Genomic DNA, 16,524 nt, shown 5'->3' with positions numbered 1-16,524 from the left:
CTTTGTTACACTAACACTAATGAAAGGAGACACTATGAAAACCATCGGCATTATTTGCGAATACAATCCATTTCACAATGGACATGCACACCAACTACATACGTTAGCTTCAAAATACCCTGATGTATTGCGCATTTGTGTTATGAGTGGCTCCTTTGTTCAACGTGGTGAGCCGGCTCTATTCTCAAAGTTTGATCGTGCTCGTTGGGCTATTCTTAGCGGTGCAGATGTTGTTATCGAACTCCCTACGCTCTATTCCTTAGGCAGTGCGCAACTATTCGGGACCGGTGCGGTTCGGTTAATCAAGTCACTATCTATCGATACCCTTTCTTTTGGTTCTGAAACAACAGATTTAAATCAACTCATCCACACGGCTAAACGTATGGATTGTGAAAGTACCCAAAATGAGTTACGTAGTTATTTAAATGAAGGAATGTCCTATGGAACGGCCTTCCGTAAAGCCTTAGGCTCTGAAATGCTTAGCACACCTAATGCCTTATTAGGGCTAGAATATATACGAGCTGGATTAAAATATCATCCAACTTTAGAGTATATTCCCATTCAACGTACCTCTGATCACCATAATCAAACTATCGATCAAGAGTTGCCCTCAGGTACAGCATTGCGTCAACTCATCACTACTGCTAATTCCTTAGATATGTGTTCAACGCTTCAAAGTACTATTCCAGCACCAATTCTAGATGATATGACGCATAGAATCACAAATGATGACTATGTCGACTACAATAAATATTACAATATGGTACATATGTTGAGTCGCCGCATGACAGCCAATGAGTTAGAGCGTTTTGTTGATTTTACTGAAGGTATTGAACACTTGTGGTTAAAAGCAGCACAACAGCCTTCATGGGAATCTGCCATTGAGCAAATAAAATCCAAGCGCTACACCTACGCCCGTTTACAGCGCATGGGTGCATATCTTACATTAGGCATTACGAAAGACTTGATAAATATCGCTATGCAAGACGGTCCTCAATACGCTAGATTACTAGCCTTTAACGACAGAGGACGTCAATGGCTGAGGACTAAACATGACATTCCACTCATTCAAAAATGGGCTAAAGCACCTACTCAGCTCAATAATCTTGGAAAATCTATGCATCATATAGATACACTAGCTACAGATATACAAGCCTTATGTTTCCATAATAAAGGTAAACGTATAGGGCATACAGACTATACCTATACACCGCAATATATCAAATAAAAAGTATAATTTTAATTTAAGCAAAAAAGGGGTTACAATACAGATTATTCCTGTATTGTAACCCCTTCTTCACCATCTAAGTCTTCTACGGCAACTCGTACACTTTCAAGATGTGATGTAGGAATATTTTTACCCACATAGTCTGCGCGAATCGGCAATTCACGATGACCACGGTCCACGAGTACTGCTAATTGAATAGATTTAGGTCTACCAGATGTCATCAGTGCATTTAACGCTGCACGAATAGTACGCCCTGTGTAAAGTACATCATCCACGAGAATGATTGTTTTCTCCGTTGTATCAATCGTACATGGTTTCCCCTCTTTTTGGCGAGCATCACGATCATCACGATACATAGCAACATTGAGTGATTCACATTCAATACGAATACCTTCAATGCGTTCGATTTCGGCCTGCAAACGTTTTGCCAAAATAACACCACGTCGTTCAATGCCTACAATAAGAGCATTAGATAAGCCTTTATTACGTTCTAGGATTTCGTGACTAATACGACGAATCGCGCGCATAATAGCATCTTGATCCATCAATAAGCGTTTCTTTTCCATATATACGCCCTTATAGCACAGAGTTCTCTATGCCCCTTTACAAATATAGTTAGAAGATTATTTAGTAAACCACAATATAAGACAGTTATTTCATTTGCATGTATTTACGTTTGTCTACGTTTCTTTACATTTCGTTTGATTTCTTTTCATTTTTTCGCTTATTTACGCTTATCTTCTCGATATGTTTTAGCAAACTCTATACATGCTTTGAAGTCATCTGGAAGAGGCGCCTCAAAATGCATACTTTCACCTGTAATAGGATGTTTTACATCTAAAGATTTAGAGTGCAATGCCTGTCCTTCAATAGGAAAATCCATACGACGGTAACCATAGAACGGATCATTAACAACAGGATGTCCAATATGAGCAAAATGTACACGAATTTGATGTGTGCGCCCAGTCTCTAAATTACATTCAACCAAGGTTTGATGTCCAAATCGTTCAACCACGTTAAAGTGAGTGACTGCATCCTTACTATTTTCAAAGACAACAGCCATTTTCATACGATCCTTAGGATGTCTTCCAATAGGAGCTTTAATAGTACCCTTTTCTTCTACAATATTACCTTGTACTAATGCTAAATATGTCCGTTTAGCAGAATGCTCCTTTACCTGCTCCGCTAAACCTATATGAGCTGCATCATTTTTAGCAGCCATCATAACACCAGATGTATCCTTATCTAAACGGTGAACAATACCAGGTCTAATCTCACCATTAATACCGGACAAATCCTTACAATGATATAGCAATGCATTAACAAGTGTACCCGAATAATTGCCCACCGCAGGATGAACAACCATACCACGTTGTTTATTTACAATGATAATATCATGATCTTCATACAATACATCTAAAGGAATATCCTCTGGTTTTACCTCTACAGATTCAGGCTCCGGTATCTCTACACGTACAACAGCATTTGGTGTAAGTCTAAGATTTGCTTTCCCTACCTTAGCACCTACTGTAACGTGACCACCTTTAATTAAACTTTGAATATAACTACGAGACCCTTCCATATGTTCTGTTAAGAATACATCCAGTCTCATACCGTCTTGCTCAGAATTTACAATATATTCGTTCATCCTCTACCTCTCTATGAGTTAAGTATCATATATTAATTAATTATATGTCATAATATATGAATTATTTATCATCATCTTTTAATGTAAATAAATAGTAGACTACTAAAGCTACGCCTACACAGATACCAATATCAGCAACATTAAAAATAGGCCATATACGGAAATCAAAAAAATCTACCACACCATGAATCATGTAACGATCAATGCCATTACCAATAGCACCAGACACTAATAAAGCAGATCCAATCTGTAAAGTCCACGGACCTTTTGATAAGCGCTTCCAATAATATGCACATGCGCCTAGCAAAATAACCGCTACCAGTAAGAAAAACCATCGCTGATTAGCAAGCATACCAAATGCTGCACCGCGATTAATAATATATGTTAAATGAAATACATTGGGTATAACCACTAAAGACTCACCTAACATAAAATGATTCATAATGTAATATTTAGTCCATTGATCTAAGAGTAACCAAAGAATTAGTATAATATAAAACAAGCTGTACTCCCTTATAATAATATATATCTTAATAGTCCTATTATACTAAGTTAAGCAAATTTAGGCAAAATAAAAAGCCCCTCAATGAGGGGCCGTTTAATTTGTGATTACTCAGCGGAAATTACAGATACTGGGCAAACGGATTCGCAAGAACCGCAATCGATGCAAGTATCGTTGATTTCATATTTAGTTTCGCCTTCAGAAATAGCAGAAACTGGGCAAACAGATGCGCAAGAACCACATTTAATGCAACCATCAGCAATAACTCTCATAATTAGGACCTCCATAAAAATATAGATCAGAACTTTTTATTATCATTTAGAAAGGCACTTGCCTCAACTTATGTTCTCATTATCACACAGTTCTTTTTGAAAGTCAAATGAAAATGATAAAAAACTGTATATATTTTTGCATATTACTTTTTCATTTTTATCATACAAAGCCTATGTTTATAGGTATTTTGATATTACTTTTCATTTAATTAATTGAATATGATATTCAACAAATGAGAATGTTGTAATTATCAATTTTATAAAATCCTAATCATTATAATAGGAATTTAATTATCAATATTTATTATCATAAAAACTATTTTTTTATTACAACAGATTTAACGCTTATCTATATTTTAATCTAACATATAAACTTCACTCTAAAAAAGGCCGAATCATACGATTCGACCTCATTTATATTTATAAAGTAAAGTAATATCTTTACTATTATTCACTATATAACAATAATACTATTTTTTTCTTATAGCACTTAGAAAGATGTTAAGAATGTTAGTGTACCTAAAATAACGCCTGCAAGGTTTGGTACGATTAAAATATAATCACGTTTAGGTGATTTTGTCCAACCATATAATACCCAGATCAAACAGGATACTGCTGCAAATAATGGTTGCCATGGTTGACTAGGTTGACCATGAAGATTAGCAATTATTTGTGGGATATAGGCTAAAAATACAAATACACCAATAAATGCACCAATAGAACCAACTAACATGTTAAATCTTTCTTTTGTCATAGATGACCTCCTTATTCAACATTACATTATTATATCTTACACAATATACTATATCATATTTTTTTCGATGTAGTCAATTGTGTAAAATTAATCATGCAAATTAGTTTAATTCATATTGCTTTTGATTACACTTATATGTAATCTATATTAAAATCATATAGGCTAAAATCATAAAAAACGAGGCCGAATCTTACGATTCGACCTCGTATGTGCTTTATAGTAGAGTAACCTATCCCCTATTATTTACCAGGGAAGAATGGCCATACCATTGGAATGATAATTAAGCTTACTACGAAGCAAACTAAAATCAATGGAACGCCGGCTTTTACATAGTCTGTAAATTTGTATTGACCAGGGCCAAGTACTAATGTATTTGGAGGTGTACCTACAGGTGTACCGAATGCACAAGATGCAGCAACGCCGATAGCCATCAATACAGCATGAGGGTCAGCGCCCATACCTTGAGCAATGGAGATACCGATAGGAGCCAACAATGCACAAGATGCTGTGTTAGACATAAATTGAGTCATAACACAAGACAATGCGAATAATACTGCTGTTGCAAAGTAAGGGCTAGGGTCAGAACCCATAACACCGATTACTGCATTAGCAATCATTTTACCTGCACCAGATTGGTCAAGTGCAGTTGCTACTGGCATCATACCAGCAAATAAGAAGATTGTTACCCAGTCAATAGATGTGTAAGCTTGTTTTTCGTTCAAGCAACCAGTTAATACGCAAAGCATTGCGCCAATAACTGCAACCATGCTCAATGGTAAGTTGATACCATAACCTTTTAGGAAGTCACCTAAAATCATAGCAATGATTACACCTAAAAGAATAAGACCAGAGTATAATTGTTTCTTAGGATCGTTAGAAATATCTTCAGCAGCTACTTCTTGTTCAACGTCGCCAGCATCTTGAATTTCATGTTTAGGCAATAAATGTTTACCAATAAGCATCATGAATGCGATTGTGGCGATAGTCAAAGGAATACCGATCCAAGCAAATTCGAAGAAACCAAATGGTTGTTCACCAAATTTAGTTAATGTACCACTTACAATAATGTTTGGAGGTGTACCAACCATTGTAATGATACCACCAATACCTGCAGCGAATGCTAAAGGCATCAATTGGCGAGATGCAGGAATCTTAGCAACAGCACAGATACCAACAACTACAGGAAGTAAAGCAGCTGTAGTACCAGTGTTAGATAAGAATGCGGACATAGTTGCTGTAACAACCATGATTGCTAGCATTAAGCCATTTTCGCTAGTACCAGCATGAGATACTACTGTTTCCCCAATTTTTTGAGCCAAACCAGTGTAGAACAATGCTGCACCAACAACGAACATGCCAGCAAACAACACAACTGTACTATCAGATAAACCAGAGAATACAACCTTAGGAGTAATAATACCCATAAGGCCAAGTGTAATAGCGCCGCCTAAAGAAGTAATAGCTAAAGGAATAATTTCCGTAACAAATAAAACAGCCATGACTGCGAGGACGATTAAGGTTTGTTCTGCAGTACCCATACATCATCATCTCCCTTCAGAGAAATGCACTGATATAGTTATAAGAGGTATAAAATATAACCTACGATACCAATGGCGGAAGCCATCAAAAAAGTAATCCCATATCCCTCTCTTGTTTTAGGATACCCAAAGAATAAGGTTTCACCTAAAAATCCTCGGCGATTAAACCAAGTATATTTAGTTCTGCGTTGAAACCATTTAGCTTTGCCTTCAACACCGATAATCAGTGCCGTAATAAAAAATACAATAAATGCCCAGATAAAACAAATCAGTATTTTTAATTCTACAGATAACAAGTGACCACCTCTACTAAATTTAAAGCACTAGAAGGTTATTGTGTGAATTCTTGTATCACCTAATGACCGATCTGAAAAGCATTTATTGCAAATATACCCTATTTATGCATGAATACATAGATTTGAAGGGTTTTTATATTCACCAATAGGTGTACCTAATTAGGCACACCTTGGTGAATAATTATTAAATTACTAGTGGTTGGACAACATAGCAAGCATTGTACCTGCTGCTACTGCTGTACCGATAACGCCAGCTACGTTTGGACCCATAGCATGCATGAGCAAGAAGTTAGCTGGGTTAGCTTTCGCACCTACAACTTGAGATACGCGAGCCGCCATTGGAACCGCGGATACACCAGCAGAACCAATAAGTGGATTTGTTTTACCACCATCTACTAAGCTCATCAATTTACCGAATAATACGCCACCAGCAGTACCACCGATAAATGCAACCAAACCTAAGCAAATGATAAGGAGTGTTTGCACGCTTAAGAAGTGTTCCGCACTCATTGTTAAACCAGTACCAGTTGCTAAGAAGATAGTAACAGTATTGATCAACGCATTTTGAGATGTATCGGACAAACGATCAGTTACGCCAGATTCACGGAACAAGTTACCTAACATCAACATACCTAAAAGGGATGTAATGGAAGGAAGCAATAAGGAAATGAAGATCGTAGAAATAATTGGGAATACGATTTTTTCAAAACGTGTAACTTCACGCAATTGTTCCATAACAATTTCGCGTTCTTTTTGCGTAGTGAATAATTTCATTACAGGTGGTTGAATCAACGGTACCAAGGACATATAGGAATATGCGGCAACCGCGATAGCACCTAATAAATGAGGAGCTAGCTTAGTAGCTAAGTAAATGGATGTAGGGCCGTCAGCACCACCGATGATACCGATAGCAGCTGCTTCTTGAGCTGTGAAGCCAAGCATCATTGCGCCACCTAAAGCAACGAATACGCCGATTTGAGCGGCAGCGCCTAAAAGCAATGTTTTAGGATTAGCAATGAGTGGACCAAAGTCAGTCATTGCACCTACACCAAGGAAAATTAAAGGTGGGAAGATTTCTTGGGAGATACCTGCGCTAATAAGTGCCATAACGCCTTCTTCGAAACCATTACGAGGAATATTAGCAAGTACACAACCAAACGCAATCGGACCCAACAATAAAGGTTCAAACTCTTTAGCAAATGCCAAGTACAATAGGATCAAACCTACAAGAATCATAATAGCATTGCCTGTTGTAAATGCGAGGAACCCGCTATCTGTAATAACGGATTGAATCGCAACAGCAAAAGCCTCCATATGCGTTCCCCTTTCACAAATATAAAATTGTCATATGACGCGGCTCAGCCGCGCCACACACAACTTGGTATTAACCAAGAACAACCATGTCGTCGCCAGTGGATACAGTTTGGTTAGCAGCTACGCGAACTTCTGCAACTACAGCATCATGAGGAGCTGCGATTTCGTTTTGCATTTTCATAGCTTCAAGGATCAACAAAGTTTCGCCTTTTTTAACTGCTTGACCAGCGGATACTGCTACAGATAAGATTTTACCAGGCATTGGAGCTTTTACAGTTTCAGCACCTGCTGGAACTGGAGCTGCTGCTGCAGCTGGAGCTGGAGCTGGTGCAGGAGCTGCTTTAGGAGCTGCTGCTGGAGCTGCTTTAGGAGCTGCTGCAGGAGCTGCACCTTTTACTTCATTAACTTCTACATCATATGCTGTGCCGTTTACTGTAATGTTGAATTTTTTCATTTTAAATTCCTCCAAAATGTGTAGTGTCTACACAATACTTATAAATTTTCTTTACACATATAAATTGGATAATCTATTAGATTATCTAACTGCCAATAATCTTATCGATTACCGCGCAAACGTCCTTCCATTTTCCAATTATAGCTTACGATTGGACGGATATGCGCGATTTGATCAGCGGAATAACCCATTGCCGCTAATGCACCAACGATTACTGCTACTACATCTTGAGATGGAGCTTTACCGTTAGTTGTTGTAGCATTGCTCATTACAAATGCCTCCTAAAATATTATTAACCTCTACCGCTTAAACGACCTTCCAAGCGCCATTTAGCACTGGTTGCTGTAGGTCGAATAGATGCAATTTGTTCAGATGAATACCCCATCGCCACAATGGCACCTACGATAGCTGCTACTACTTCACCTTCATTTTGAGCAGATGCATTTGGTGCAGCCACCGGTGTAGCTGCGGGAGCCGCAACAGGTGCACTTGGTGGTACGTCTTTTTTCTTCTTAGTAGGGTCAATCAAATGAACGATTGACATCAAAATACCTAAAAGAATCAACACAACAAATACAACTGTCATATTAATGGCCATGATTAACCAAGGATTGGTAGTAACTGCTTGTCCTTCCATAATCATTCCCCTTTCTAAAAAAGTAGTAAAGAAAGGTATCTCCCAAATTCGATGATCTTGTTATCGAATCGAATTATAATGGAATATTACCATGTTTCTTTGGAGCACGGTTTTCGCGTTTGCTTGCAAGCATAGCCAAAGCGTTGATAACTGCTGGACGAGTTTGTTTTGGTTCGATTACAACATCTACGAAGCCACGTTCTGCAGCTTTATATGGAGTTGCGAACTCTTCTACGTATTTAGCTGTTTTAGCGTCTTTGTCTTCATCTTTTTTGAAGATAATGTTAGCTGCACCAGCAGGACCCATTACAGCGATTTCGGATGTAGGCCAAGCGTATACTTGGTCAGCGCCCAAATCTTGGGAACACATAGCGAGGTAAGAACCGCCGTATGCTTTACGAGTGATAACAGTAATTTTTGGTACTGTAGCTTCAGAGTAAGCATACAACATTTTAGCACCATGACGAATGATACCGCCCCATTCTTGATTTGTGCCAGGCAAGAAACCAGGAACGTCAACGAAGTTAACGATTGGAATATTGAAAGCATCACAGAAACGGATGAAACGGGAAGATTTGTCGGATGCATTGATGTCCAAGCAACCAGCCATTACTTTTGGTTGGTTAGCAATGATACCAACGGATTGACCGTCAAAACGTGCGAAACAAGTGATAATGTTTGTAGCATAGAATGGTTGTACTTCATAGTATTCGCCATTATCTACAGTAGCTGCGATAACATCTTTCATGTCGTATGGCATGTTACTGTTATCAGGCAACAAGCTGTTCAAGCCTTCGTCTTCGCGAGTTGGATCATCGCCAGTATCTACTAATGGAGCATCTTCCATATTATTGGATGGCAAGAAGCCTAATAAGTAGCGAATTTGTGCGATGCAATCATCTTCATCTTCAGCTGCAAAGTGAGCAACACCAGACACGGAGTTGTGAGCCATTGCGCCACCAAGATCTTCAGCTGTTACTTCTTCACCAGTTACAGATTTGATTACTGCAGGACCAGTGATGAACATTTGAGATGTGTTTTTAACCATGTAGATGAAGTCAGTCAATGCTGGAGAATATACAGCACCGCCTGCGCATGGACCCATGATTACGGAAATTTGTGGAATAACGCCAGATGCATTTGTATTTTCAAAGAAAATTTTACCGTAACCAGCAAGAGCATCTACAGCTTCTTGAATACGAGCACCGCCGGAATCATTGATACCAACGATAGGAGCACCCATTTTCATTGCTAAACGTTGTACTTTAACGATTTTAGCAGCATGCATTTCACCAAGGGAACCACCTTCTACAGTGAAATCTTGTGCGAATGCATATACTAAACGACCGTCAATAGTACCATAACCAGTTACTACACCTTCGCCTGGTAATTCTTTCTTATCTTGACCGAAGTTAACACAACGATGTTTAACAAATTGATCAAGTTCAACGAAAGAGTTATCATCGAACAATTTAGCCAAACGTTCACGAGCAGTCATTTTGCCTTGAGCATGTTGTTTCTCAACGCGTTTTTCACCGCCACCAGCTTTAACTTTAGCTAGTTTTTCGTGCAATAACTCGATTTTTTCTTGCACTGTTGCCATTATAGCACCTCCAAATAAAACTTGTTACAGTATCATTTTATTTCATTAATAATTAAAGTTCAAGCATGCATACATATTTAATATATAACTCATGATTATATGAATATGTATATCTATTACTCATACATAATGATGTGAATTGGATACTGTATTATTTCATACGTTGACATAATTCAAGCAATACGCCGCCTGTTGCTTTTGGATGTAAGAAAGCAATGGAGGAACCGCCTGCACCGTAACGAGGTTTTTCGTCAATCATACGAACGCCTTTAGCCATCAAATCAGCAATAGCATTTTCAATATTATCAACGCGCAATGCAACGTGTTGGATACCATCACGACCGCCATTTTTTTCGATGAATTTACCAATAGGGCCATCTGGAGTTGTAGTTTCTAAGAATTCAAGTTCAGCATCGCCACATGGGAAGAAGGATACTTTTACTTTTTGTTCTTCAACCACTTCATCTTCAGGAAGATGTTCAATACCCAATGCATTTTTATAGAATTCTTTAGTTGCTGCTAAATCATTAACACCAATACCGATGTGATCCACTTGTAATACTTTAAAAGCCATTTCGATTATCTCCTTTATAAGGCTAAATCTCTAATGCTATGTAGTCGCCGTCTACTTTAGCACGCTTGTCATTACGCCGTTAACAACTGTGTATGGATCGCTTTCGCGTTCATTAACAGCTGCCACTTGGCTATTAAATTCGTCGCTTGTAACGATTTTGTCAGCTACATAACGACCAATTTGTTCATTAATCATTGCGATGATTTCATCACGAGTACGTTCTGCCCGACGAGATTCCAATTCACCAGAATCTTCAAGATACTCAAAATGTTCATCTAAAGCGTCGATGAGTTCATCTACGCCTTGGTCTTTACTAGCAATTGTGCGCTTAATCGGTGGGCGCCATTTTACTTCACGAGAGTCTAGGTCAAGCATCATTTCAATTTCTACATTCAAACGATCACAACCATCTCGGTCAGCTTTATTGATAGCAAATACATCGCCAATTTCAAGAATACCTGCCTTGATAGCTTGGATATCATCACCGAGACCAGGAACAAGTACAACCAATGTAGTATCTGCATTTTTTACGATATCTACTTCAGATTGACCTACACCTACTGTTTCAATGATTACTAAATCCATGCCAAAGGCATCCATGAGTTTTACAACGTCTGCAGTCTTTTTGGACAAACCACCAAGACTACCACGCGTGCCCATGCTTCGAATAAATACATTTTCATTTAATGTCAAATCATTCATTCGAATACGGTCCCCCAAGATAGCACCACCAGAGAATGGGCTAGTTGGGTCGATGGCAACGATGCCGATTTTCTTACCTTGATCTAGATAATGTTTAACAACTTTATCTGTCAACGTACTTTTACCAGCACCAGGGGCCCCTGTAATACCGAGAATACGTGCATTCCCTGTTTTAGGGTAAATAGCCTTCATAATATCAATGGCATTATCATACTCGTTTTCTACAGCTGTTATGGACCGTGCTAAGGCTAGTCGAGAACCTTCGAAAAGTTCTTTAACTAAATCCACTCGCCTCACCACCTATCTTAGAATATGGGAATAGAGGGGAGCCAACTATTCAGTTGTGCTCCTCTCTTGCCCAATTAATTATTTAACGTTTTCGTTGATGAATTTAACGATATCGCCAGTTGGTGTACCAGGTGTGAATACTTCTGCTACGCCAGCTTTTTTCAAGCCAGGGATATCAGCGTCAGGAATAACGCCACCACCGATTACAAGTACATCGCCCATGCCTTTTTCTTTCAAAAGTTCAACAATTTTAGGGAACAATGTGTTATGAGCACCAGAAAGAAGGGATAATGCAACTACATTAACGTCTTCAGAAAGAGCTGCTTCAACGATTTGTTCTGGAGTTTGACGAAGACCAGTGTAGATTACTTCGAAACCAGCATCGCGAAGTGCGCGTGCTACTACTTTTGCACCACGGTCATGACCATCAAGACCTGGTTTTGCTACGATTACTCTAATACGTTTTTCTGCCATGATTAATTACCTCCGAAATTAGCCGATATTATAATGTGGAATGAGCTTCGTATTCACCGAATACTTCGCGCAATACATTACAAATTTCACCCAAAGTAGCATATGTTTTAACTGCATCAAGAATTAATGGCATCAAGTTAACGTTTTCATCAGCTGCACCAGCTTTAAGAGCTGCTAATGCTTTATCAACTGCTGCTTGATCGCGGTTAGCGCGAACTGCTTGAGTTTTCTTGGATTGGTTAACACCAACGGAAGCGTCTACGCGAAGTAAGTCTTTTGGAGCTTCTTCTTCAACTTGGAATTTGTTTACGCCAACGATTGTGCGCAAGCCAGATTCAACTTCCATTTGCCATTTGTAAGCGGATTCTTGAATTTCTTTTTGGATGTAGCCTTTTTCGATTGCTACTACAGCGCCGCCCATTTCATCAATTTTCTTAATGTATGCCATAGCTTCGTCATAGATAGCGTTAGTCATAGCTTCTACATAGTAGGAACCACCCAATGGGTCTACTACGTCAGCCAAACCAGATTCGTAAGCCACGATTTGTTGTGTACGAAGAGCTACTTGTACAGATGCTTCTGTAGGAAGAGCCAAAGCTTCGTCACGGGAGTTTGTATGTAAGGATTGAGTACCGCCCATTACAGCAGCTGCAGTTTGAAGAGCAACACGAACGATGTTGTTATCAACTTGTTGTGCAGTCAACATGGAACCAGCTGTTTGAGTATGTACACGAAGCATCATGGATTTTGGTTTTTTAGCACCAAAACGTTCTTTCATGATTGTTGCCCATAGACGGCGGGATGCACGGAATTTAGCAACTTCTTCAAGTACGTTGTTATGAGCATTCCAGAAGAAGGAAAGACGACCAGCAAATGTATCAACATCAAGACCAGCTTTCAAAGCTGCTTCTACGTATGCGATACCATCAGCAATTGTGAATGCGATTTCTTGTGCTGCTGTGGAACCTGCTTCACGGATATGGTAACCGGAGATGGAGATTGTGTTCCATTTTGGAACGTTTTGAGAACAATATTCGAAGATATTAGTGATCAAACGCATGGATGGTTTTGGTGGGAAAATGTATGTACCACGAGCTGCGTATTCTTTCAAAATATCATTTTGAATTGTACCTTTCAATTCTGTGGAAGGTACGCCTTGTTTTTCAGCTACTGCGATATACATTGCCAACAAAACGGATGCTGGAGCGTTGATTGTCATGGATGTGGATACTTTACCAAGATCGATGCCGTCGAACAAGATTTCCATATCTGCCAAGGAGTCAATCGCTACACCTACTTTACCAACTTCGCCTTCTGCAACTGCATCGTCGGAGTCGTAACCGATTTGTGTAGGTAAGTCGAATGCACAGGAAAGACCAGTTGCACCAGACTCGATTAAGTAGCGGTAACGTTTGTTAGATTCTTCTGCTGTAGCGAAGCCTGCATACATACGCATTGTCCAGAAACGACCACGGTACATAGTAGGTTGTACGCCACGAGTGTAAGGGAATTCGCCAGGCATACCCAAATCACGTTCATAGTCAAAACCTTCGATATCAACTGGTGTATATACACGGTTGTATTTTAAATTTTGACGTTCTGGAGTTTTTGCACTTTTTTCGTCACAAAGTTTGTTGTACTCAGCAATTTGGGCTTTTAAGTTTTCGTAAGCCATGTTTTCATCATCCTCCTAAAAAAACAGGTTATTTTTTCATGCTTCCAGTTTCTGTGAAGCGTTTATGCCAAGAAAGAGCTTCATCAAGCAACATAGGTGTATGGGCATTCTTTGTTGCAGCTAATGCTTTTTCTAGGTATTCAGTTAACATAGGTTTGTAGTCTGGGTGAGCACATTTTTCAATGATTAAACGAGCTCTTTCCACTGGGCTCAAACCACGGCAGTCAGCAACACCTTGTTCTGTACAGAAAATCATAGTGTCATGTTCTGGATGATCCACATGAGATACATATGGAACGATAGAACTGATGTCGCCATTTTTAGCAACGGAGTTAGTGCAGAAAATAGTGAGATATGCACTACGTGCAAAGTCACCAGAACCACCAACACCATTCATCATTTTGCTACCCATAATATGAGTAGAGTTTACATTGCCAAAAATATCAAATTCGATAGCGGTATTCATGGCAATGACACCAATACGGCGAGCAATACCAGGGTTGTTGGAAATTTCTTGCGGACGAAGAATGATTTTTTTACGATATTCATCAATATTCGCATAGAAACGTTTCAACCCATCTGGAGAAGGACTTAATGCAGTACCGGAACATACAGTTACTTTACCAGCATCGATCAAGTCGAACATACCATCTTGGATTACTTCTGTATAGATGGACAAATCTGTGAATGGGCCTTTAGCAAGACCACTGATTACCGCATTTGCTACGGAACCTACACCAGATTGTAATGGAAGCAAGTTCTTAGGCAAACGACCTTCTGCAATTTCTTGTTCGAAGAATTTGATAAGGTGTTGACTCATTGCTTTTGCATCATCATCGATAGGTGCCAAAGGTCTTGTTGTATCAGGAACATCACAAGGTACAACTGCAACAATTTTACTTGGGTCACAAGGAATTGCTTCAGTACCAATACGATCACCAGGTGTTTCCAATGGAATTGGTTTACGATGTGGTGGATCGAGTGGTTCATAGATATCATGCATACCTACCAAGGAAAGTGGTTGGGATACGTTTACTTCTACGATAACTTTTTTAGCTTGGCTAACAAATGTTGGAGAGTTACCAACAGATGTTGTAGGTACTAAAGAGCCATCTTCGTTGATTTGACAAACTTCTACGATAGCTACGTCTAAATCGCCAAAGAAACCATAGCGAACATTTTGTGCCATTGTGCTTAAATGCATATCGATGTATTTAACAGCACCGCTATTTAAGGCTTTACGTGTATCCCCATTTGTTTGATATGGGAAACGACGATTGATACCGTTAGCACGAGTTAACGCGCCATCAGCTTCATCACCTACGGAAGCACCTGTCCACAAATCAATTTTGAATGGTTCTTTTTCCATTCTTTCTGCCAATGCCAATGGCACTGCTTTTGCATAACCAGATGGAGTAAAGCCGGAAATACCAACTTTATCGTTAGGGTTAATCAAAAGAGCTGCATCATAAGCAGTGACAATTTTACCTTGGAGGGCCGCACATTTAACGCGGTCTTTGATGTCTATCACCATTACCATCTCCTTTAAGAGTAACATTGTATAAACGACAGTTTGATCTCTTGGTCGTTCCTTAAACCGACTTCATCGTAGTCCACATCCAATGCATTGTCAACTTATATGACTAAAATGTATTTTTTATCACACTTTGATTAGCATTATGATTAAAATGCATAGATTTTCACATTTCCACATAAGTTTTATTCACATCGTTATAACTCACAGGAATCATCGATATATGGCATATATTGATGTTTTTCAATTAAATCGAACTCTCTCTATACAATATATAGACCCTTTTCAATATAAAACAACATCTCATATACAAGAACTAGACCTTACACCTCCCTATAAAGATACAATGATATACAAAAAACCGGCTTTCAAATGCTAACGATAATGTTCAATTATGTCTAACATTAGAAAACCGGTTATACTACCTAATACGTACCTACCCAAGGTATGTATTAATTATACCATATTATGAAATTATATATCTACCATAAAACATGCTAATTATACAAGATATTACAATTATGCAGATTTATCAGCAGATAACTGAACTTTTACAAAAGCCCCTACCCAACCAAACAATTGCCAAAATACGATGGTTACTTGATGACTATATAGCTCAAAATCGGATAAGCCACTAAATAAAACACCTATAGCTAACGCACCTACACCAACTTGTGCAGCTTGGCGGAATATATCCCCTTTAAGTCTTATAGATGTAATAACATGACCAATAATAACTGCTAGGAATGATATCAATCCTGGGATGCCTGATTCAGCTAATATATTAAGATACAAATTATGAGCATGATACATCAAGATGTGAGGACCTTGAATATAATAGTTATAATCTGGATATACTAAGTAAAATGTATTCCACCCAATACCAAAGATAGGATTTTCACGTACGATATACATGGTACTATCCCATAAAGCCCATCGAAGATCAGCTGATGTATCATGGCCTTGGAATATAGACCACAACCTTGAAGCTATTTCACCATCATAAAAATATAAAATTACTGGCACTGCTA

General features: G+C 38.8%; 19 protein-coding genes. 1 reads left to right on the top strand and 18 read right to left on the bottom strand.

The window, feature by feature from the left end:
* Positions 1 to 34 precede the first annotated feature (34 nt).
* On the top strand, positions 35 to 1,228 hold the full coding sequence (locus Q7P05_RS01730; protein ID WP_303930178.1) for a nucleotidyltransferase family protein: 1,194 nt from the start codon (positions 35 to 37) through the stop codon (positions 1,226 to 1,228).
* Between the two features lie 44 nt (positions 1,229 to 1,272).
* Here Q7P05_RS01730 and pyrR read toward each other — a convergent pair whose 3' ends face one another.
* From pyrR to Q7P05_RS01640, 18 genes are all read right to left on the bottom strand, one after another.
* On the bottom strand, positions 1,273 to 1,794 hold the full coding sequence (gene pyrR, locus Q7P05_RS01725; protein WP_105089436.1) for a bifunctional pyr operon transcriptional regulator/uracil phosphoribosyltransferase PyrR: 522 nt from the start codon (positions 1,792 to 1,794) through the stop codon (positions 1,273 to 1,275).
* A 158-nt stretch (positions 1,795 to 1,952) separates the two neighbouring features.
* Positions 1,953 to 2,876 (bottom strand): RluA family pseudouridine synthase, encoded by a 924-nt coding sequence (locus Q7P05_RS01720; protein WP_303930176.1) that lies wholly within the window; start codon positions 2,874 to 2,876, stop codon positions 1,953 to 1,955.
* A gap of 61 nt (positions 2,877 to 2,937) precedes the next feature.
* Positions 2,938 to 3,378, bottom strand: a complete 441-nt coding sequence (gene lspA / locus Q7P05_RS01715; RefSeq protein WP_039969072.1) for a signal peptidase II — start codon at positions 3,376 to 3,378, stop codon at positions 2,938 to 2,940.
* Between the two features lie 107 nt (positions 3,379 to 3,485).
* Positions 3,486 to 3,650: a DUF362 domain-containing protein gene (locus Q7P05_RS01710; protein ID WP_005386021.1), complete on the bottom strand. Its 165-nt coding sequence runs from the start codon at positions 3,648 to 3,650 to the stop codon at positions 3,486 to 3,488.
* A gap of 490 nt (positions 3,651 to 4,140) precedes the next feature.
* Positions 4,141 to 4,404: a SemiSWEET family transporter gene (locus tag Q7P05_RS01705; RefSeq protein ID WP_004696474.1), complete on the bottom strand. Its 264-nt coding sequence runs from the start codon at positions 4,402 to 4,404 to the stop codon at positions 4,141 to 4,143.
* 239 nt (positions 4,405 to 4,643) lie between these two features.
* Entirely contained in the window at positions 4,644 to 5,942 is a 1,299-nt protein-coding gene (locus tag Q7P05_RS01700; RefSeq protein ID WP_105089439.1) for an SLC13 family permease, read from the bottom strand.
* A 38-nt stretch (positions 5,943 to 5,980) separates the two neighbouring features.
* Positions 5,981 to 6,238: a hypothetical protein gene (locus Q7P05_RS01695; protein ID WP_005377387.1), complete on the bottom strand. Its 258-nt coding sequence runs from the start codon at positions 6,236 to 6,238 to the stop codon at positions 5,981 to 5,983.
* Between the two features lie 192 nt (positions 6,239 to 6,430).
* Positions 6,431 to 7,552: a sodium ion-translocating decarboxylase subunit beta gene (locus Q7P05_RS01690; protein ID WP_105094080.1), complete on the bottom strand. Its 1,122-nt coding sequence runs from the start codon at positions 7,550 to 7,552 to the stop codon at positions 6,431 to 6,433.
* A gap of 70 nt (positions 7,553 to 7,622) precedes the next feature.
* The gene (locus Q7P05_RS01685; protein WP_287533453.1) at positions 7,623 to 8,006 is read right to left on the bottom strand and encodes a biotin/lipoyl-containing protein; all 384 of its coding nucleotides are present in this window, start codon (positions 8,004 to 8,006) and stop codon (positions 7,623 to 7,625) included.
* A 101-nt stretch (positions 8,007 to 8,107) separates the two neighbouring features.
* Positions 8,108 to 8,275: a hypothetical protein gene (locus Q7P05_RS01680; protein ID WP_004696483.1), complete on the bottom strand. Its 168-nt coding sequence runs from the start codon at positions 8,273 to 8,275 to the stop codon at positions 8,108 to 8,110.
* Positions 8,276 to 8,298: 23 nt separating this feature from the next.
* Complete coding sequence (locus Q7P05_RS01675; protein ID WP_039969070.1) at positions 8,299 to 8,643, bottom strand: OadG family protein; 345 nt, start codon at positions 8,641 to 8,643, stop codon at positions 8,299 to 8,301.
* Between the two features lie 73 nt (positions 8,644 to 8,716).
* Positions 8,717 to 10,246 carry a methylmalonyl-CoA decarboxylase subunit alpha gene (gene mmdA, locus Q7P05_RS01670; protein ID WP_303930174.1) on the bottom strand — a complete coding sequence of 510 codons (1,530 nt, stop codon included), beginning with the start codon at positions 10,244 to 10,246 and terminating at the stop codon, positions 8,717 to 8,719.
* A gap of 151 nt (positions 10,247 to 10,397) precedes the next feature.
* The gene (gene mce / locus Q7P05_RS01665; RefSeq protein WP_005386012.1) at positions 10,398 to 10,820 is read right to left on the bottom strand and encodes a methylmalonyl-CoA epimerase; all 423 of its coding nucleotides are present in this window, start codon (positions 10,818 to 10,820) and stop codon (positions 10,398 to 10,400) included.
* A gap of 51 nt (positions 10,821 to 10,871) precedes the next feature.
* Positions 10,872 to 11,810 carry a methylmalonyl Co-A mutase-associated GTPase MeaB gene (meaB, locus tag Q7P05_RS01660; RefSeq protein ID WP_005386009.1) on the bottom strand — a complete coding sequence of 313 codons (939 nt, stop codon included), beginning with the start codon at positions 11,808 to 11,810 and terminating at the stop codon, positions 10,872 to 10,874.
* 78 nt (positions 11,811 to 11,888) lie between these two features.
* Complete coding sequence (locus tag Q7P05_RS01655; RefSeq protein WP_005386008.1) at positions 11,889 to 12,284, bottom strand: cobalamin B12-binding domain-containing protein; 396 nt, start codon at positions 12,282 to 12,284, stop codon at positions 11,889 to 11,891.
* Positions 12,285 to 12,312: 28 nt separating this feature from the next.
* On the bottom strand, positions 12,313 to 13,959 hold the full coding sequence (locus tag Q7P05_RS01650) for a methylmalonyl-CoA mutase (protein ID WP_005386006.1): 1,647 nt from the start codon (positions 13,957 to 13,959) through the stop codon (positions 12,313 to 12,315).
* A 28-nt stretch (positions 13,960 to 13,987) separates the two neighbouring features.
* Positions 13,988 to 15,493: an acetyl-CoA hydrolase/transferase family protein gene (locus Q7P05_RS01645; protein ID WP_039969068.1), complete on the bottom strand. Its 1,506-nt coding sequence runs from the start codon at positions 15,491 to 15,493 to the stop codon at positions 13,988 to 13,990.
* 519 nt (positions 15,494 to 16,012) lie between these two features.
* The coding region (locus tag Q7P05_RS01640; protein ID WP_303930172.1) for an O-antigen ligase at positions 16,013 to 16,524 on the bottom strand (512 nt) is incomplete at its 5' end.

It is taken from the genome of Veillonella dispar (assembly GCF_937975875.1).
Taxonomy (GTDB): Bacteria; Bacillota; Negativicutes; order Veillonellales; family Veillonellaceae; genus Veillonella; species Veillonella dispar_B.
This window is presented reverse-complemented; position numbering and strand designations above follow the sequence as displayed.